General features: G+C 40.9%; 16 protein-coding genes. 10 read left to right on the forward strand and 6 right to left on the reverse strand.

Annotated features, from left to right (window positions below):
• Positions 1–45: 45 nt before the first annotated feature.
• Genes NMG48_RS04940 through NMG48_RS04950 form a run of 3 tightly spaced genes read right to left on the reverse strand, consistent with a single transcriptional unit; the run spans position 46 to position 1,646 of the window.
• Entirely contained in the window at positions 46–540 is a 495-nt protein-coding gene (locus NMG48_RS04940) for a DUF29 domain-containing protein (RefSeq protein ID WP_271254235.1), read from the reverse strand.
• An 18-nt stretch (positions 541–558) separates the two neighbouring features.
• A complete protein-coding gene (locus NMG48_RS04945; RefSeq protein ID WP_271254236.1) occupies positions 559–1,026 on the reverse strand; it encodes a DUF29 domain-containing protein in 468 nt (155 codons plus the stop codon).
• A 17-nt stretch (positions 1,027–1,043) separates the two neighbouring features.
• On the reverse strand, positions 1,044–1,646 hold the full coding sequence (locus NMG48_RS04950) for a 5-formyltetrahydrofolate cyclo-ligase (RefSeq protein WP_271254237.1): 603 nt from the start codon (positions 1,644–1,646) through the stop codon (positions 1,044–1,046).
• A gap of 83 nt (positions 1,647–1,729) precedes the next feature.
• Here NMG48_RS04950 and NMG48_RS04955 point away from each other — a divergent pair, with 83 nt between their 5' ends.
• The 6 genes from NMG48_RS04955 (at position 1,730) to NMG48_RS04980 (ending at position 8,650) form a co-directional block, all read left to right on the forward strand.
• A complete protein-coding gene (locus NMG48_RS04955) occupies positions 1,730–2,293 on the forward strand; it encodes a Uma2 family endonuclease (RefSeq protein WP_271254238.1) in 564 nt (187 codons plus the stop codon).
• 129 nt (positions 2,294–2,422) lie between these two features.
• A complete protein-coding gene (gene crcB, locus NMG48_RS04960) occupies positions 2,423–2,812 on the forward strand; it encodes a fluoride efflux transporter CrcB (RefSeq protein WP_271254239.1) in 390 nt (129 codons plus the stop codon).
• 65 nt (positions 2,813–2,877) lie between these two features.
• Positions 2,878–3,285: a fluoride efflux transporter CrcB gene (gene crcB / locus NMG48_RS04965; protein WP_271254240.1), complete on the forward strand. Its 408-nt coding sequence runs from the start codon at positions 2,878–2,880 to the stop codon at positions 3,283–3,285.
• Positions 3,286–3,464: 179 nt separating this feature from the next.
• A complete protein-coding gene (locus tag NMG48_RS04970) occupies positions 3,465–5,606 on the forward strand; it encodes a SpoIIE family protein phosphatase (RefSeq protein WP_271254241.1) in 2,142 nt (713 codons plus the stop codon).
• A gap of 150 nt (positions 5,607–5,756) precedes the next feature.
• A complete protein-coding gene (locus NMG48_RS04975) occupies positions 5,757–6,665 on the forward strand; it encodes a bestrophin family protein (protein ID WP_271254242.1) in 909 nt (302 codons plus the stop codon).
• A 296-nt stretch (positions 6,666–6,961) separates the two neighbouring features.
• Positions 6,962–8,650 (forward strand): PAS domain-containing protein, encoded by a 1,689-nt coding sequence (locus NMG48_RS04980; protein WP_271254243.1) that lies wholly within the window; start codon positions 6,962–6,964, stop codon positions 8,648–8,650.
• 178 nt (positions 8,651–8,828) lie between these two features.
• Here the strand turns inward: NMG48_RS04980 and NMG48_RS04985 are convergent, their stop codons facing one another.
• Entirely contained in the window at positions 8,829–9,716 is an 888-nt protein-coding gene (locus NMG48_RS04985) for a phytoene synthase (RefSeq protein ID WP_271255241.1), read from the reverse strand.
• A gap of 4 nt (positions 9,717–9,720) precedes the next feature.
• Positions 9,721–11,184, reverse strand: a complete 1,464-nt coding sequence (pds, locus tag NMG48_RS04990; RefSeq protein ID WP_271254244.1) for a 15-cis-phytoene desaturase — start codon at positions 11,182–11,184, stop codon at positions 9,721–9,723.
• Positions 11,185–11,442: 258 nt separating this feature from the next.
• Between pds and NMG48_RS04995 the strand changes: the two genes are divergently transcribed.
• Both NMG48_RS04995 and menA read left to right on the forward strand, forming a co-directional pair.
• Positions 11,443–12,198 (forward strand): Uma2 family endonuclease, encoded by a 756-nt coding sequence (locus NMG48_RS04995; protein ID WP_271254245.1) that lies wholly within the window; start codon positions 11,443–11,445, stop codon positions 12,196–12,198.
• 109 nt (positions 12,199–12,307) lie between these two features.
• Positions 12,308–13,222 carry a 2-carboxy-1,4-naphthoquinone phytyltransferase gene (menA, locus tag NMG48_RS05000; protein ID WP_271254246.1) on the forward strand — a complete coding sequence of 305 codons (915 nt, stop codon included), beginning with the start codon at positions 12,308–12,310 and terminating at the stop codon, positions 13,220–13,222.
• Positions 13,223–13,291: 69 nt separating this feature from the next.
• Here the strand turns inward: menA and NMG48_RS05005 are convergent, their stop codons facing one another.
• The gene (locus NMG48_RS05005; protein ID WP_271254247.1) at positions 13,292–15,910 is read right to left on the reverse strand and encodes a cation-translocating P-type ATPase; all 2,619 of its coding nucleotides are present in this window, start codon (positions 15,908–15,910) and stop codon (positions 13,292–13,294) included.
• A 437-nt stretch (positions 15,911–16,347) separates the two neighbouring features.
• Between NMG48_RS05005 and yidD the strand changes: the two genes are divergently transcribed.
• Both yidD and NMG48_RS05015 read left to right on the forward strand, forming a co-directional pair.
• Complete coding sequence (yidD, locus tag NMG48_RS05010; protein ID WP_271254248.1) at positions 16,348–17,046, forward strand: membrane protein insertion efficiency factor YidD; 699 nt, start codon at positions 16,348–16,350, stop codon at positions 17,044–17,046.
• Between the two features lie 378 nt (positions 17,047–17,424).
• A complete protein-coding gene (locus tag NMG48_RS05015; protein WP_271254249.1) occupies positions 17,425–19,035 on the forward strand; it encodes an NAD(P)H-quinone oxidoreductase subunit 4 in 1,611 nt (536 codons plus the stop codon).
• The last annotated feature ends 29 nt before the right edge of the window (positions 19,036–19,064 follow it).

Here is a 19,064-nt window from a genome sequence, read left to right on the forward strand (position 1 = left end):
GCAGTTACGTCACGCCACCAAAAAGTACTTCTTGACTAACATTTTTTATTCAGGTAAGTATTCTTTGTCTAGTGTTTGTTCAGTTGTAAAGGGAGATTCTAGGGGAAATAAACTAATATCTAATCCTGTTTCAGCACTGGCTAGTTCTCTTGCCGTTTCATAGGCTTCAGCAAATTCTGCGAGGAAATGTCGCTTGAGGCTGGGGCTGGTTTTAAACGCTTTTTGAATTCTACGACGATGCTCTAGTAAAGTGTATCGCCAACTGTTGGATCGCTTTTCGGGTTGATACTTGTATTTTAATAAGTGCATGAGAACTATTTCCAAATTGCTCTCTATAGCTTGCTTTTGGCTACTTCCCATGTCCGCAATCTCTTCGATTAAATTGTCTATATCTAGTTCTGCCAAATTTCTTTCTCTCAATAAATCCATAGCTTGCTCTAGCCATAGATACAAGTCCTGTTCATATAGTGCTTGATGGGATATTTTCTGTTGGGGTTGGTTAGATGCGATCGCCATAATTTTTAATGAGTGCATACTCATTGGTAAAACGTTACAGGTTTATTCAGGTAAGTATTCTTCATCTGTGACTTGATCGGGAGTAAACGGAGATTCGGGGGGAAAGGTGTGGCTTGGTAGCCCTGTTTCGATCGCAGCAAGTTTTTTGGCATCTAGATAAACATCAGCAAACTCTTGCAAAAAATGTCTCTTGAGGCTAGGACTATTTTTGAAAGCTTTGCGGATTCTCTGACGATGTTCAGCTAGGGTATATAGCCAACTATTAGAGCGTTTTTCGGGTTGGTATTTGTATTTGAGTAAATGCATGAGAATAACTTTTAAATTGCTCTCTAGTGCTTGTTTTTGACTATTACCCATGTCTTCAATTTCTTCGAGCAAATTTTCCAAGTCCAAATCTCTAAGGTTGCCTTCACGCAGCAATGCCAGAGCTTGCTCTATCCACAGACAAAAGTCCTCTTCATAGAGTTCATGATGGGATTTGATTTGCGTTTTGTCTGATGCGATCGCCATATTTAACCAGTTGAACGCTAAAGTAATCCTAGCATTAAGGCTTTTGAGTCGGTAAAGATGACATCTAATGGTATATCCCAAGGCTCACGGGGTAATTCATCTATATAAAACTCATCGAAAATAATTCCTGCTTTCAATCCTGTGGAGTGAGGCAGCCAACGATCATAAAAGCCACCGCCATAACCTAAGCGATAACCTTGGCGATCGCCAGCCACCGCAGGTATCAAAATCAGATCAATATTTGCTAAATCCATCAGTGGTAAATAAGGCTGCGGCTCAAGGATATTAAAAGCTCCTAATTGCATCTGGTTAGAGAAATCAGCGATCGCTACTTGATGCCACATCAAATCCTTTTCGATACAACGCGCAAATCCCCAATTCTTTTCAGGAAATCTTTGCCACAATGTACTCAAATCTGGTTCTTGCCGAAAACTGGTGAAGGCTAAGATATTTTGTGCTTGTTGGAATATTTGCCAATTGGAAAGGCGATCGCATAGTGCTAAGCTTTTTTGCTGCCAAACTTCATGGGGGATTTGGCGGCGTTTCGTAAGTAAGTCTTTTCTGAGTTGTTTTTTGATTGGTTGCTTGTCTTGCTGAGCATCTGTAATCGCTTCAATCACCTATCGTAACCTGCATATAATGTATAAATCTGTAAATCTAAACTCAAGAAACTAGATAGCCGATCTTAACTGGTGTTAACTATATGGTCGCAACTATTGCTAAACCGCTTACCCTAGAAGAGTTTCTGCAAATGCCAGAGACTAAGCCTGCGAGTGAGTATATCGACAATCAAATCATCCCAAAACCTATGCCTAAAGGACGACATAGTAGATTACAAGGAAAACTTTGCCAAGAAATTAATCAAATTTCTGAACCCAAAAAAATTGCCTATGCTTTTCCAGAGCTAAGATGTACTTTTGCTGATCGCTCAATCGTTCCAGATATTGCAGTTTTCCAATGGCAAAATATTCCATTTCTAGAGGATGGCGAAGTACCCGATCAGTTTAATCTTCCACCAGATTGGATTATTGAAATTCTCTCACCTGAGCAAAATGCAAATAAAGTAATTGGCAAAATTTTGCTTAGTCTGCAACATGGTAGCCAATTAGGTTGGTTTCTCGATCCTAGCGATCGCAGTATTCTGACATTTCTGCCTAATCAACAACCGATCTTGATGACAAATAGCGATCGCCTCATCACTCCAGAGAAAATTAACCTAGAGCTAACAGTTGAGTATGTGTTTAGTTGGCTCAAAATGGGTGGTTAGACATATTCATTGGACAATCGCGATCGCTATTTTAAAAAGAATCAAACAGTCAAAGCAACACACATAATTGAAAAAGACATTTCAGATTTAAATTCTCAATTTCACTCGCAACCTTACTTCAAATAACTAATGTCAGACATATCTAGTGCAATTGCGATCGCATCAGGCGCAGTCCCCGGAGCCTTGTCACGTTTTTACCTAACAGAATGGACAAAAGCAAAATTTGGTACTAATTTTCCCTACGCCACCTTTAGCATCAATCTCACTGGGTGCTTAGCGATGGGTTTCTTTTTTACAATTTCCAAAGGAATTACAGGCTATCCCACCGAATTAGATTTATTGATTAGAACTGGATTCTTAGGTTCCTACACCACCTTCTCTACCTATGGCTTTGACACTTTGACACTATGGCGTAGTAAACAGAAGGGAGCAACGTTTTTTTATTGGGCTGGGAGTGCTATCTTTGGCTTAGGAGCAGTACTTTTAGGCATTGCAAGCGCTAATTTTTTTGTCAAGTAATCCAAACTTCAATTCGTAATTCGTAATTTGTAATTCGTAATTTATAATTCTCAGACCAAGCCAAAATGGAGTTTTTAAAAGGACGTTTTCCGCTATCTGTAGCGATCGGTGCAGTTTTTGGAGCCTTGAGTCGTTTTTATGTGACCGAAGGGATAACAGCTATTTTTGGTAAGGATTTTGGATTTTACGGCACATTCTCCATCAACGTGTCTGGATGTCTATTAATCGCCTATATTCTTACCCTTGTCACTGAGAATCTTCGCATCATTTCACCTGAACTAAGATTGATGACAACGACAGGTTTCTGTGGTGCATACACCACTTTCTCTACCTACGGATTAGAAACAAATAGTTTCTTAGTTAAGGGTGATATGAAGACACTATTCATTTATTTTGTTGGCAGTGCGATCGCGGGCATGGTTGGCATTCAAATCGGTGTTTTATTAGCAAGATCAAGCGCTCAGAAATCTTAATATCCCCCTAAGAGTAAGATCTCTCAAGCTTTTGCCGCTTAGTATGTCAACATATTATATAGCAATCCTAAATGGTTTGTAGAAGCGCACCCCTTCGGGGTGCGCTTCTACAAATCTAAAAATCTACAAATGATTTAGGACTGCTATATAAATAATATTTCCTTCTTGAGAAGGCTAAAATGAGCGATAAATCTTTAAAATATCAGCAACAGATATACCAAAGACCTCGGTTTCGCTTACGGACAGTACTTGTAACACCTTTTGTAATTCCGATTATCGCTTCAACTATTCTAGTAGGATGGCTCTCATTTCGTAATGGAGAACAAGCAATTAATGATCTAGCGAATCAATTAAATAAAGAAACTGCTTCTCGTATAGAAGAACATGTTTTGCAATACCTTAACAAATCCCAAAATACTTTATTGCTTACTGAAGCAGGTATCAAAAGTAATAATTTCAAACTAGAGGATTTTGATGGATTGCGACGTTACTTTTGGCAAGTCGTACGACAAGGTGATTTTGAAGCTTATTTAGCCTATGGCAATGAGCAGGGTGAATTTGTGGGAGTTGAATATCAAGAGAATGGCACTGTACAACTAAAGATCAGAACTGTAGATACAGGGGAAATTCGTAAAGTTTATCTTCTTGATAGCAATGGAAATCCTCAAAAATTCCTCAAAGAGTCAGAATATGAACCACGTACACGACCTTGGTACAAAGCAGCTAAAGAATTAGGTAAACCCACTTGGAGCGAAATTTTCACCGCTTCTTCTAGCCAGAATACAGCGTTACAGATTTCTCCAGTCAGACCAATTTATGATGAAAATCGTAAATTATTAGGAGTCCTCAGCATCAATATTCGCCTATCCCGAATCACTAATTTTGTGCATGAACTCTCCATTAGTCGCAATGGACAAAGTTTTATTATGGAGCGGTCAGGTAATTTAGTGGCTAGTTCTATCATAAAGCAGCCATTTAAAGTAATTGGGAAAGACTCTGATCGCAAGATAGAAAGAATTGTAGCTGCTAAATCAGACAATCCTGTAGTCACTACTACTGCCCAAAATTTACAAACTAGATTTAGTAGTTTAGACAGCATTACAACAATCCAACAAATTAAATTCTCTCTCAATGAAGAAGTCTATTTTGCTACAGTTACCCCCATCTCCGATGGTCAAGGAATTAACTGGTTAGCAGTTGTAGTCGTTCCCGAAAAAGATTTTATGGCGAGAATCAATGCCAATACCCAGACGACAGTTTTATTATGCTGTTTGACTTTTATTGGTGCTACCTTAATTGGCGTATTCACTTCTAGCTTAATTTCGCGTCCAATTATCAGATTGACTCAAGCCTCAAAGCAATTAGCCGCAGGCAGTCTAGATCGTCGTGTTCATACCTTTGATCTCATTGAAATCGATGAAATTGATACTTTAGAGAGTTCCTTCAACACAATGGCAGGAACATTGCAAGAAGTATTTACAACCTTAGAAGATAAGGTTATGGAACGAACCAGAGAGCTTGCAACTGCCAACGCCGAAATTGTTGCTCTCAACGAAAAACTCAAACAAGACAATTTGAGAATGGCAACTGAGTTGGATGTCGCCCGTCAAATTCAGCAGATGATTTTACCTAAGCCTAAAGAACTAGAAAGTATTGCAGACCTCGATATTGCAGGTTATATGGAACCTGCGGATGAAATCGGTGGAGACTATTACGATGTCTTAGAAACAGATGGAGTTGTCACCTTAGGTATCGGTGATGTGACGGGGCATGGTCTAGAAAGTGGCATTTTGATGCTGATGACGCAAACGGCAGTTAGAACTTTGCAAGAAATCCACGAAACCGATCATGTCAAATTTTTAAGTACGCTCAATCGTACTCTTTTCAAAAACGTACAACGGATGGATTCTGAGAAGACCCTCACACTTGCCATTGTCAACTATACAAATGGCAAAATAGTAATTAGCGGGCAGCATGAAGAGATAATTTTAGTCCGTAAAGATGGACAGATAGAACGAATTGATACAATGTCTTTAGGCTTCCCGATAGCATTAGATAGCGAAATTGAACAATTTATTAGTCATGCCACTTTTGACTTAGAGCTAGGTGACGGTATTGTTCTGTATACCGATGGAATTCCTGAAGCGATTAATACAATTAAAGTGCAGTATCGAGTGGAGCGCCTTTGTGAGGTTATCAGTAAAAGCTGGCACAAATCAGCCTCAGAAATCAAGTCAGATATTATTGTTGATGTACGCAGACATATTGGTACACAAAAAGTATTTGATGACATCACTTTATTAGTCTTGAAACGTATATAACATTTCTCAGCCTAGTGGATTATTTCCCTACCTTCGACGAGGAAACAATACTCTATACATTGCTTGCTTGAAAAGCGCTATCAACCTTTTAAAGTTGTCTTAAAGCATTAAGATAAACTGCTACTAGCAATCCTTAGATCATGATCGTTAATGAAAAAAGATAGTTGGTTCCATATTGCACTGCGATGGAAAGGATCAGTAGTGCCAGAAGTATTACCACGATCGCTATTATGTGGGCTATTTGGTGTTTTCGTTTATATCCTCCATATCTCTAATATCCGCGTCTCCCTACCTATTTTGGGCAGTATCATTCCCAATATTGTGTTAGGTTTATTGCTGGTATTCCGTACTAACACAGCCTATGAACGCTTTTGGGAAGGACGCAAAGCATGGGGACTTTTAGTAAATACAGTACGGAATTTATCGAGACAAATATTAGTAGCCATTGCAGAACAAGAACCTAGCGATCGCCAAGCAAAAATCGCAGCAGTCAAGCTATTGCCCGCCTTTGCGATCGCTTTGAAATTACACTTGCGATCACAACAAGTTAATGACGAACTCGCAGCCAACCTATCTCTTGAGCAGTTTGAGCGTCTCAAGACCATGAATCATCCCCCTCTCGAAATCGCCTTTTGGATTAGTAGTTATCTCCAAAAGCAATCTCTAGACGAAAAACTTGATCGCTATCAATTAAGTGATATGAGTCAACTTTTAAACCAAATGGTTGATGTTGCAGGTATTTGTGAACGAATTCTGAGAACCCCAATTCCTTTAGCCTATGCAATCCATCTTAAGCAATTACTCATGATTTATTGCCTATCGCTACCATTTCAAATGGTGGATCAACTGGAATGGCTAACAGGACCAATTGTTGCCTTAATTAGTTTCACTTTACTAGGCATCGAAGAAATTGGCATTCAAATAGAAGATCCCTTTGGGCATGATGCCAATGATTTACCGTTGGATAACATTTGTAATACCATGTTACGAAATATTGAAGATCTGATCATCGTTAGCGACAGTCAAATAATCACAAATTTCAGGAATATTAGTTTATAAATTATTGAGGGGGAGTTGCTAAAGTTCTAGCAATATACGTCAAATAGCGACTATTCTATGTTAACAAAAAGGCTATACTCACCTAATATGCTCATAGTTATTGATAAGTCTTTTTAAAGAAATCATACTGTAAATATATAGCTTTTTAGATATAAGTTTACGGAGAATACAAACGCAAAGAAGTTGTTTTGTTTTCTATACAGAATAGATCTATAGCAAAATCCTCCAACAATTTAAACTTATAACGTATAGATTTAAAAATTATCAGACCATGTATTTTTTAGTGGGCTTTTCTGATGAAAAAGAATTCTAATTATATCAAAAAGATTTCCAGATTTTTCAAAGATACATCTAACAAACACAGCAGTAAACATCACTCTATACATCGATATTACTTGTTGTCAAAAATGGTTATAGGCTTTTTTTTATTAGTTGAAAGCCTATCAATTTTAATATGTTTTTTGGCTCATATTAGCTATCTTGAAAACATCAACTTAGTTACAGGTGTTACTCAACAGGCATTCTCTAATTCTGCGAATTATATTTTTTTAAAGACAATATTTTTTGCAACAGTTTTATCTTTAATTGCATCTTTTGGTTATTATCTTTTGATAAAATCTAAAATCAAGTCGATTGTCAGAATCACGAATGTAGCCCATGCCATCTCTAAAGGAAACTTGGAAGTAAAACTACCAATGAACCAAAAAGATGACATTGGCTATTTAGCGATCGCTTTAAATCAAATTGTTAATAAACTAAAAGAATTAAGCTATCAAGCTGTCTTACCAAATTTTACCGATATAGAATACAGAAGATCAACTGAGTTATTAAATCAATTAATTGAAGTCACTGATGAAGGATACGCTTTCTTAGATCCTAATGGCATTATTTTAAAAATCAATGCTAATTTAGCAGAAATATTATCTATACCCATGTCAGAATCTATTGGGATAAATTACAGGGATATTTTTCCTAAGGAAGTATCATATTTGATTACCAATAGAAGAAAAGATTCTTCTAATAGTTCTCAATTCGAGTTCTCAATCACCAATCACTACAAATTCAAGGCGGTAGTAGTAAATATTTTAAGTAAAATTCCAGTGGAGGATAACACTCAATTCTTAGCCACTATGATCGTAGTTAGTCCCATAAGTAGCCGTAAATTTACTTCTACTAATATTTTTTCTCAAGATAGAATATCTCAGTCTTATTCATTACAACCTAGTAATCATGGAGATAATTTTAATGAAGATAATTTTCAAAAGATGCGAGTGTCAATTACTTCACTATTAGGATTTTTAAAATTAACTCGTAAAAAGTTAGATGAATCAATCTTTTCTAATTTAGTATATTCAGATAATAAAACAAAACGCTCTGTCCAACAAATTCAAGATAATTTAGAGGTAATGATTTCGGAGGGAGAACAAATCGCTAAGTCAATCGTTGATATTTCTGCGGAGTCTCTTGCAAATCAAACGTTATTAGATAACGGATTAAGTACACCATCTACTATTACTATTAATGTTGCAGATTTTTTAAATAACCTCAACCTAGAAACAGCTAATTTATTCGCTCAAAAAAGCAACAATATTTTATGGGAAGTAAATACCAATACTGCCAAAATAGCGCTTGATGATTCAGAAATTAAATATATACTTACTAATTTATTAAATCAAATTGCCAATAACCACGAATTTAGAACTGCGGTCTTTCACGCTACGGCAATTGAGAATCAAGTTGTTTTTACTATTGGTAAGGTAAGTTCTTTAATATCAAAAACCCAAATATTCTCCATAATTGATCATTTAAATAGCTCAACTCTAAACCAAGAACAAAGAACTACTTTATCTAAGGGTATGGGATTAATGATTGCGCAAGAAATACTCCAAAAGTATGGTGGTGATATTTCTATTGAATGGGTTGATAGCATTAGAGAGCGCTATAAGTTCTATATCATTACCCTACCGATTGCTGCATCAGCATGATCCAACAGCACAAAAACAAATAGAGAGGAAGATTTACTTCCTCTCTATTTATTTAATCACAAGTTATACAGCCTATTGAGGCTTTGAGTAGTACAGAAATATTTTTGAAAGCAGCCCTTCGCGCCGCTTTCAAAAATATTTCTGGGTTTTAATTAAGTGCAAAGTGCTGTACCTACAGCTAAGATGTCTGAGCTTTGAGCCATGCCCAAGGTAAAGCCAACACTTTGCCAGAGTTTGGGACAAAAGCACGTTGCTTAAAGACTTCGTAGTGATTTTTTTCGATCGCCTTTAAAATATTGCGATACAAAATTAAGGACGACCATACTGGCCATCGAGCATCGCGACAGAGTGCCGAAATACCATCCTCAGCATGTTGATAAAATTCACGCGCCCTTTGGATTTGGAAACGCATTAACTCAATCCAGCGCTCATCGACAACACCATTTAATAAATCTTTTTCGGTGTAGTCGAAATAGTGCAAATCCTCAAGGGGTAAATAAATTCGCCCTCTCTGAGCATCTTCGCCAATATCTCGCAAAATATTAGTTAACTGCATGGCAATACCTAAAGCGATCGCTGCCTCAGTTGCCGTCGCAATTACCGAGGGATCTTTTGTCTCAAAACCCATGATTGCTGCCGACATCAAGCCCACTGTGCCTGCGACACGATAGCAGTACAAATGCAGATCATCGAAGGTTTGGTAGCGATCGTATTTCAGATCCATCCGCATTCCAGAGATCATGTCTTTGAATGGCTGGATGGGCATGGGGTACTGCTTGACCGTGTCCGCTAAAGCAATATCCGATGCATGGATCGGATCGCCCCGAAATGTCGCCTCCAACTGTTTCTCCCAGTTAAAGAGCGTTTCAGCATCGGTGGTTTCTGCTTGCATACCGTCTACAAGCTCGTCAGTACGGCGACACCAAGCATATATAGCCCAAACTGCTCGCCGTTTTGCTTCAGACATCAGCATTGTGCCAAGATAAAAGGTCTTGGCATACTTTGCCGTGATGCAACGACAAATCTCGTAGGCTTCCTCCAGACTGACTGGCTGACGCATTCCCATCGGCTTAGGCACTGACGACAGATGGATTTGACTGGTTTTGGTTAGAGGTTCGACCAAGGACTTTACTTCCAGAAGATTGACTTGCTTTTTGATTAGAGCTTTGACTTGCTTTATGGATTTCCTGTGCTGTTAGCTTACCAGAAAGTACCGCCCCTTCCATACTCCCAAAAAAGGGCTGTGCTGTATAGCTACCTGACAAAAAGAAATTAGCGATCGGTGTGGCTTGACTAGGACGGAATTGCTCGCGTCCGGGTGTGGCTGTATAAATCGATCGCGGAGTCTTAACGACATGGGACTTTAAGACTTTGGCAGGACTGGGGAGATGCTGCGGAAATAGTTTGGCAAGCTCGTTTAGGGTTGCTTCGACGATCTCGCTATTGGGGCGATCAATCCAATCGGCAGCAGGGGCAAATACTAGCTCTAGCATTGATTTGTCAGGGTCGGCATATTCCTTACAAGAGTTGCTCATGTCTGAGTAAACACTCAGCAGGGGCGATCGCGAAAATAGAGTGTGATCAATATCGGTAAGCTTGCGATCAAACCAGATCTGCACGCTAATTACGGGTACGCCTTCAAGGTTTTCTAGCTGCTTAAAATAGGGCAAGCCTTGCCAAGTGTCAGGAATATAGTTTTTAAATGCGTCTACTGACATGGCGGAAACGTAGGCATCAGCAAGGATTTCGCGACTGGGGGAACCGTCTGTCCCTTGGACAATTAATTTTTCTACATTACCCTCAGCATCGGTGACAATTTCCTTGAGAGCCACGCCTGTATGGACTTCGCCACCTCTTGCCACGACATAATCAACGATGGGCTGACAGAGACGTTCTGGGGGGGCGCCATCAAGGTAGGCAATTTTCGAGCCGTCTTTTTGTTGCAAAAACTTATTGAGAGCGCGGAGGGGAATCGTGGCGGAAATCACGTCGGGATCGATAAATTTGAGGGATTTGCAAACGGCAATAAAAATATCTGTAGTAATGTCCTTACCGATGCCACGCATTTCTAGCCATTCCTCGAAGGTGTATTTGTCCATCGAGACAACATAGTCATCTCCACGCACGATCGCAGGAATTAGCCCGATCGCAAACCTTATTTTCTGCTCCCAAGTGAGCATATCGTTGTTACGAAGAATCGAGACAATGATATTGAAGGGTGAGGGGATATCGGGTACATCAAACCATGACAATACCCCCGGCTTTTCAGGTTGATTAAAAATTAAAGCATGACGTTTCCATTGCAGGCGATCGAGGATATTTAGCTCACCCATCAGTTGCAACATATTGGGATAAGCCCCAAAAAAGTTATGTAGTCCCGTTTCGATCCAGTCGCCATCGGCATCCTTCCATGCTGCTACTAAGCCGCCGAGAACGTTACTGCGCTCTAGCAAAATCGGCTGATGTCCTAAATCCACCAAATACTTGGCACAGGATAATCCTGCTAACCCTCCTCCAGCGATCGCCACGCGCATATTGCTCTAGTACCTGTACGTTTAATTTTTTTGATTACTTAAATCCATCTTACTTTGCAAAGCTTAATAATTTACTAATTTTTTGTCTAAACTGGAGCAAATCTAAAGAGAGGAATAGTAGTGCTTCGCACTACTATTCCTCTCTTAGCAAAACTTTTATAGCTACGCCCTTCCCGTTGCGGCGCTTCGCGCCGCAACGGCTAATCCTTCAATGGTAAGGGAGTATGATGTTTAGTAATCTCATGTGGAGATACAACTATGGTCATTATTTCTGGTCAGCGTTTGCCAACTGCCGAAGAACTGCCTCACAGTGACGATACCCCCGTGGATAACGAGCTTCAAAATCATATTCCCAATCTTTTATTAAATATTCTGCTCAGTATTTGGGGCGATCGCCAAGATTGGTTTTTTGGTGTGGATATGGCAGTGTATTACGACCCTAACAAACCGCAGATCGTCCCTGATGGCTTTTTGGCAATGGGTGTACCTCGCAATACAGGCGATCGCGGTCGGCTTAGTTATTTAGTATGGCAAGAACAATATGTCTTACCAAAATTAGTACTAGAAGTTGTCTCCGAAAAATACAATGGCGAATATGAGAAAAAGCTAGAGGACTATCAAAGTATTGGGGTGCTTTACTATGTGATTTACAACCCCTTAGCGGGAAAGCAATCAAGATATAAGCAACGCCAACCTTTAGAGATTTATCAACTGGTCAATCAAAAATATCAGCTATTAACAGGCAACCCTGTATGGCTGCCTGAGATTGGTTTAGCGATCGGTTATGAAAACGCTGATCATGCCAACTGGGAACGGGAATGGTTATTTTGGTATGACGAAACAGGTCAAAGGTATTTAACCGATCGCGAGAAGATCGCGGCAGCGGAATCAACAATTTTGGCAATGTGGGAAGCAAATGAGCAGGAACGCCAAGCTAAAGAGCAAGAACACCAAGCTAAGGAAAAATTAGAAAATTATCTCAGGTCAATGGGGATTAACCCTAATGACATTTGATGATAGAGGTGCTTCTCACCTCTATCATCAACGGCATATATATTGAGGGCGCAAACCACTGTAAACTACAGAAATTAGATTTACAGTCTTTTAGTCATTTTTAGCCAATATGGTAAAAAGCCTCGTTGATTCCCCTGAGCTATCTCCCAAGACATCTCGCAAGCTATGGATGGCGGCGATTAAACTACCAATGTATAGCGTAGCGATCGTGCCGATCGCCACAGGTACAGCGATCGCCTATCGCGATACTGGGGCAATTAACTGGGGCATCTTTTTAACCTTTCTGGTTTCTGCAATTTTGATTTTGGTCTGGGAAAATCTCTGTAATGACGTATTTGATGCGGAGACGGGCATTGATGTCAATAAGGCGCATTCGGTGGTCAATCTCACGGGCAAGAAAAATGTAATTTTTGCGATCGCCAATATTTGCTTACTTGCGGGAATTAGTGGTGTATTGGCGATTTCATGGCTACAGCAGGATTTATTTGTGGTCTGCGCGATCGCCATCTGTTGTTTTCTGGGCTATATTTACCAAGGTCCTCCCTTTCGATTGGGCTACCAAGGCTTAGGTGAAATTTTATGCTTTTTCGCTTTTGGTCCATTGGGAGTTTCCGCAGCCTATTACAGTCAAGCCAAGTCTTGGTCAGTTGGCTCCCTTGCTGCCGCGATCATTGTCGGGATTATCACCAGTTTGATTTTGTTCTGCTCCCATTTCAATCAAGTTGCCGATGATCTCGCCGCAGGCAAAAAATCGCCTGTAGTCCGATTAGGAACGAAGCGTTCAGCTCAACTTTTGCCTTGGCTTTGTGGAGTAATTTATACAATTACGATCGCGGCGATCGCTCTTAACTTTTTCCCCATCTGGACAGCGATCGTTTTGGTCAGCTTACCGATCGCTTGGAATTTATGTACCTTCATTGGCGAGAATCATGATCAAGCCGATCGATTACTAAATTGTCGATTTATTGCAGTGGCTTTACATTTTGTTGTTGGGTCAGGGCTGAGTATTAGCTTGATTTTTTAGCAAAAAGCAGTACGTTGTACCGCACTAGAAAATTAAAGATAGGCGGCGCAAAGCGCCGCCTATCTTTGTTTATGAGTTTTTCCATTTGAGGAACTCAAACCAAATGACGCTGGCAATACCTGATAGTAACGCGATCGCTAAATCTTCAAATTGCAGATAGGAAAACTGGAAGAGTTGCCTTAAAAAAGGAACGTATAGGATTAATCCCAGAAATACGATCGCGCCACTAATAATCCACCAGATTGAAGCATTGGGCACTTTCATGGTGCTGAGGATCGTTCTTGTCCATGAGCGATTAGTGAGAATCATTGCAAGGTTAGACACAATCAAGGTGGTAAAGACTAAGCCCCTTGCACCACAGGCTCCTGCACTACATAAGACCATATCAGGGGCAAATTTGCCGTGATAATTGGCGATCGCATAGACAATTACCAAAACTACTAAGACGCTCAAGCCCTGAAAAAGCGATAACCATAATGTGCGCCGATCAAAAAGTGGTTCCTTCGGATTACGGGGTGGACGCTGCATCACATTGGCTTCGGCTGCTTCGGCTTCAAAGGCGATCGTGCAAGCAGGATCGATAATTAGATGCAGGAAGGCAATATGAATCGGCAAAAGGACTAACGACCATTGCATAAAAATAGGAACTAAGGATATCCCTGCGATCGGCACATGAACGGCAAGGGTATATGCCATACCTTTTTTGAGATTATCGAAAATGCGGCGACCCAGTTTCACTGATTCCACAATCGAGGTGAAATCATCGTTCAGTAAAACTAAATCTGCGGATTCTCTCGCCACATCTGTACCTCTACCGCCCATCGCAATCCCAATGTGAGCCGCCTTCAGAGCAGGAGCATCATTGACCCCATCGCCTGTCATCGCCACGATTTCTCCGCTTTGTTTCAGGGCCTTCACAATTAAGAGCTTTTGCTCAGGCACAACACGAGCAAAAATATTCGTACTCCGAATCCGCGATCGCAGTTGTTCTGCGGTCATTTGTTCGAGTTCTGCACCTGTGATCACTTCCCCACTGGCTAGCCCAATTTGTTTAGCAATATTTTGTGCCGTTGAGGGATAGTCACCCGTAATCATCACGACGCGAATTCCTGCTTGATAACATTCAGCGATCGCAGGGGCAACCGTAGGACGCACGGGATCGGTTAAGCCAACTAAACCAATAAATTCAAAATCAAAATCATGTTGGCGCAAAGGGAGAGAACCATCCGTAGGTGCTCGATGCCTTGGACTATCGGGAGAAAGGTAGCCCTTAGCAACACCAAGTACCCGTAACCCAGAAGCCGCCATGATATTTGCCTGTAGCTCCAAATCCGTGAGCATCTCAGGTCTAAAATGACAAAGATCGGCGATCGCTTCGGGCGCACCTTTCGCAGCGATTTCCTTCGCACCACCTGCGATGGGTTCCCAAACACAGGACATCGCGCGTAACTCTCCTGATAGTGGATACTCACGTAAAGTATTCCAATCATCATGGAGATGTTCTGTCCCTGCAAGTAGCTGGGAACCGACTAATTTCAAAGCCTTTTCCATCGGGTCAAAGGGATCTTTACGGCTGGCGAGAATGCCATATTCAATTAAGCGATGGAAATCCTCTGGTAGGGCTTCCCGCTCATGTAAAGTGAGATCATAAAAAGCAGGATTTTGCGAACCTTCTTGATAAACAAATAATTGCTGCACCGTCATTTGATTGAGAGTAAGCGTCCCTGTTTTGTCCACACAAAGCACCGTAGCCGAGCCAAGGGTTTCGACAACAGGAATCCGTCGCGTGAGGACATTTTGCAGGGAAAATCGCCATGCACCCAATGCTAAAAAGATGGCGAGAACTACAGGAATTTCATTGGGTAAAATCGCCATCCCCAACGCTAAACCAGCCAATACCCCATGTAACCAGTCGCCGCGAGTAATTCCATAAATCACTACGGCAATGATACAAATAGCGATCGCAATAATCGTCAGTTGTTTAACAATCCGCCGCGTTTCCTGTTGCAGCTTAGAATCTTCCTGTCCAATCGTTTGGAGAGCCTTACCGATTTTGCCCATTTCCGTTTTTGAGCCAGTGGCTTGGACTTCAACGATCGCCTGTCCCTGCACAGCCAAAGTTCCTGAATAGACATAGGGCAAATCGTCACCACCAGCCCGATTGACTGGTAGCGGCAAACTATCATCCATCGCAACTTTTCGCACAGGTAGAGATTCCCCTGTTAAGAGCGATTCATCGACGGTGAGGTGCGTTGACCATAGCAATACACCATCCGCAGGAATGCGATCGCCTTCCGCAATTACAATCAAATCACCACGCACCACTTCTCGACCTGCGATCCGCTTGCGCTCGCCATCGCGAATGACAAGGGCGCGAGGACTAGATAGATCTCGTAAAGCTTCGAGGGATTTCTCTGTTTTTTGTTCTTGATAGAGATTAATTCCCACAATAAAGAAGACAAAACCTAGTAATATCAATGCTTCTTGAGCATCACCGAGAAATAGATAAATCCCGCCACAACCAAGTAATAGTAAGAAAATGGGTTCGCTAGCAATTTCCCAAATAATCCCCCAAATATTGCGGCGATCGCTAGCTGGCAATTCGTTATATCCCTCAGCTTGAAGGCGTTGGCTAACTTCCTGTTCTGAGAGTCCTGTTAACTCTTGAGGATTAATTACAGTTCTCATAGTTCTATCACCAACATTTTGTAATTTTGAGAATAATCAAATACTTCGTGATCGCGAAGTATTTGATTATTCACTTGCGCCGATCTTATGCCAGTTTTATAACGATTGGATCTTGTCTAGGCAATCATCAGCCACTTAATGAGAAGTAGTTGCAATCCATGATGAGAAGTAATCGCAATCAATTTGATGGAACCTTGTTCAGTAGGGTATTAATTCGATAAATCGTATTAATTAAGTAGATGGTCATAATTAAAAAACAGCGCAAAAAACTATGGCACATGCGCCATAGTTTTTCTAATTATGCTCAGCTACTTCCAATCAGTAATGAGAAGTAATTGCAATCAATTTTTGGGAAGAATTATTAAGATTTGTGGAGACTAATATCATCGCGCTTGTATCATAGCCAAGTTGTTTGCATTGACTAGTAGCGGAGAGAAATGCAAAAAAGAATTCCCATCAAGCTCCCCATCCCTAATCTTCTCAATAGCGCAACAAGAAGCCTAGCTGTCACTGCTATTACTGGCTACCAAAGATTTATCTCACCCTATAAAGGCTTTTCCTGCGCCCATCGTGTTCTTTATGGTTGTGAGTCCTGTTCACAATATTTTAAGCGAGTCATCTTAGAAGAGGGAATTTTCACCGCGATCGCCAATGCTAAGGGTAGATTTCAGGAATGTCGAGAGGCTAATGAAATCTTAAAAGTACGAAAAGCGAAATGCCGAGCTAGTCGTAAGTATTACACTAGTCGATTAACCTCAAATTTTGTAGCGATTGAATCTGGAGAGTCTGACGATTCTGAACAGGAACCTGAAAATACTGATGGCACTCAAGACGGGCAAAATCCTGAAAATACTAACGCGAAAAAACTAGGTGGCTCAAGATGGGAGAGGAAAGCGCGATCGCAAGTTAATAGTAATGGCAACAATAATAGTTGTGACTATGGTGGGCTTGATAATTGCTCTGATTGCGCTAACTGTACAGATGTGATTACGGACATTCCTAGTGACTGCATCAACAATCTCAATTGCGATAATGCCAACTGTCTATCAGGAATGGATTGCAGTGGACTAGATTGCGGTGCTTTAGATTGTAGTGGCTTAGACTGTGGTGCTTTAGATTGCGGTAGTTGTAGCTAAGACAGCACAGGAATGCAAAATATTACACGATATCACTAGTTTTTTACTAAGTTAACGTCATCTCGACGAAGGCGGAGAATGGTAAAAATCGCTAAGCGATTTTTACCATTCTCCGCCATTTGCGCGGCGCTTCGCGCCGCGCAAATGGCGTTATCGAACTCACGTTAAGTTAATGATAGTAACAATTCAATGATTTGCATCACTTGGATGACAATTTATAGATAAATCTTTATTCAAATCCTAAGAAATAAGTCTGGGTATAGCTTTGAGTCTATTTTAATGATTTGAGAATTTGTTAACTTTTATATCAAAAGACTTAACACAAGTTTACAAAACCTTCATACAATAGATTATGAAGAGTAAGTATTTATCCTCATCATGTCTGTTGCAGAATTTCCTTGGCTTACAACAATTCTTTTGTTTCCTCTAGTCGCTGCCTTTGCGATTCCTTTCATTCCAGACAAATACGGCAAGACCGTGCGATCGTACGCTGTGGGGGTAGGTTTTGTCGAACTATCTTTAATCATTTACGCATTCTGGAGTCAATATAACCTGCATGAAGCAGCGTTCCAGATGTCTGAGACCTATGCTTGGATTCCTCAAATTGGTTTGAATTTTTCCTTAGCGGTTGATGGTTTATCCATGCCGCTAATTTTGCTAACAGGTTTGATTACTACCCTTGCAATTTTTGCAAGTTGGAACGTTACTCAAAAGCCTCGCCTGTTCTACTTCTTGATGCTTTGCCTGTACAGCGCTCAGATTGGCGTATTTGCAGCTCAGGATCTGTTGCTATTCTTCTTCATGTGGGAATTAGAACTGATTCCTGTGTATTTGCTGATTTCGATTTGGGGAGGAGCTAAACGTCTTTACGCTGCAACCAAGTTTATTCTCTACACAGCATTAGGTTCGATTTTCATTCTTGTTGCTGGTTTAGCGATGGCATTCTATGGCGATGTCACCACCTTTAATCTATCGGAACTAGCCTTAAAGCAATATCCGATCGCGTTTGAGTTACTCGCCTATGCAGGTTTCTTAATTGCCTTTGGTGTGAAGTTACCAATTTTTCCATTACATACATGGTTACCTGACGCTCACGGGGAAGCTTCTGCACCTGTGTCGATGGTCTTAGCAGGTGTTTTGCTAAAAATGGGGGGATATGCCTTAATCCGTTTCAATATTGAAATGTTACCCAATGCCCATGTTTACTTTGCGCCTTTGCTTGCTGTTTTAGGCGTAGTAGGTATTGTTTATGGAGCATTAGCCGCCTTCGCACAACAAAATCTCAAGCGTCGCCTAGCCTATTCCTCGATTTCTCACATGGGCTTTATCCTAGTGGGACTTGCATCCTTTAACGATCTTGGTGTTAGTGGTGCAGTATTGCAAATGCTTTCCCACGGTTTGATTGCAGGCGCATTATTCTTCCTAGCAGGTGTCACCTACGATCGCACCCATACTTTAATGATGGACGAAATGGGTGGGATTGCCAAAATCATGCCTAAGGCTTTTGCCTTAATGACCGCTTCGGCAATGGCTTCTCTCGCACTTCCAGGGATGAGTGGATTTGTAAGCGAATTGAAGATTTTCCTTGGTATTACCACCAGCGATGTTTATGCTTCTAACTTCAAGATTGTCATGATCTTCTTAGCGGCAGTTGGTGTGATTATTACCCCCATCTACTTACTCTCAACTTTGCGCCAAGTCTTTTACGGCAATCCTAATCCAGCTTTGCACTTCGACAAATATGTTAGTGACGCTAAGCCTCGCGAGGTATTTGTTGCAGCTTGCTTGCTTGTACCAATTGTGGCGATCGGTTTGTATCCAAAGTTAGCAACCCAAACCTACGATGCCAAAACTGTAGCAGTTACAGAGCAAGCTCGTGATGCTTTTAGTTTAGTGGCTCAGACCAATCCACATCTTTATTCATCAGGTTTCATCGCGCCCCAACTTCCACACACAACGACTCAATCTCTTTTAGGAATTGTCGAATAACTCATAAATTCTGCACAGATTACAAAAGG

It is taken from the genome of Pseudanabaena sp. Chao 1811, assembly GCF_027942295.1.
In the GTDB taxonomy this organism is placed as follows: domain Bacteria; phylum Cyanobacteriota; class Cyanobacteriia; order Pseudanabaenales; family Pseudanabaenaceae; genus Pseudanabaena.

Coding starts and splice junctions, on each gene's coding strand:
- NMG48_RS04940 (WP_271254235.1), bottom strand. CDS start 540: ATGAGTATGCACTCATTAAAAATTATGGCGATCGCATCTAACCAACCC.
- NMG48_RS04945 (WP_271254236.1), bottom strand. CDS start 1,026: ATGGCGATCGCATCAGACAAAACGCAAATCAAATCCCATCATGAACTC.
- NMG48_RS04955 (WP_271254238.1), top strand. CDS start 1,730: ATGGTCGCAACTATTGCTAAACCGCTTACCCTAGAAGAGTTTCTGCAA.
- crcB (WP_271254239.1), top strand. CDS start 2,423: ATGTCAGACATATCTAGTGCAATTGCGATCGCATCAGGCGCAGTCCCC.
- crcB (WP_271254240.1), top strand. CDS start 2,878: ATGGAGTTTTTAAAAGGACGTTTTCCGCTATCTGTAGCGATCGGTGCA.
- NMG48_RS04970 (WP_271254241.1), top strand. CDS start 3,465: ATGAGCGATAAATCTTTAAAATATCAGCAACAGATATACCAAAGACCT.
- NMG48_RS04975 (WP_271254242.1), top strand. CDS start 5,757: ATGAAAAAAGATAGTTGGTTCCATATTGCACTGCGATGGAAAGGATCA.
- NMG48_RS04980 (WP_271254243.1), top strand. CDS start 6,962: ATGAAAAAGAATTCTAATTATATCAAAAAGATTTCCAGATTTTTCAAA.
- NMG48_RS04985 (WP_271255241.1), bottom strand. CDS start 9,716: ATGGGAATGCGTCAGCCAGTCAGTCTGGAGGAAGCCTACGAGATTTGT.
- pds (WP_271254244.1), bottom strand. CDS start 11,184: ATGCGCGTGGCGATCGCTGGAGGAGGGTTAGCAGGATTATCCTGTGCC.
- NMG48_RS04995 (WP_271254245.1), top strand. CDS start 11,443: ATGGTCATTATTTCTGGTCAGCGTTTGCCAACTGCCGAAGAACTGCCT.
- menA (WP_271254246.1), top strand. CDS start 12,308: ATGGTAAAAAGCCTCGTTGATTCCCCTGAGCTATCTCCCAAGACATCT.
- NMG48_RS05005 (WP_271254247.1), bottom strand. CDS start 15,910: ATGAGAACTGTAATTAATCCTCAAGAGTTAACAGGACTCTCAGAACAG.
- yidD (WP_271254248.1), top strand. CDS start 16,348: ATGCAAAAAAGAATTCCCATCAAGCTCCCCATCCCTAATCTTCTCAAT.
- NMG48_RS05015 (WP_271254249.1), top strand. CDS start 17,425: ATGTCTGTTGCAGAATTTCCTTGGCTTACAACAATTCTTTTGTTTCCT.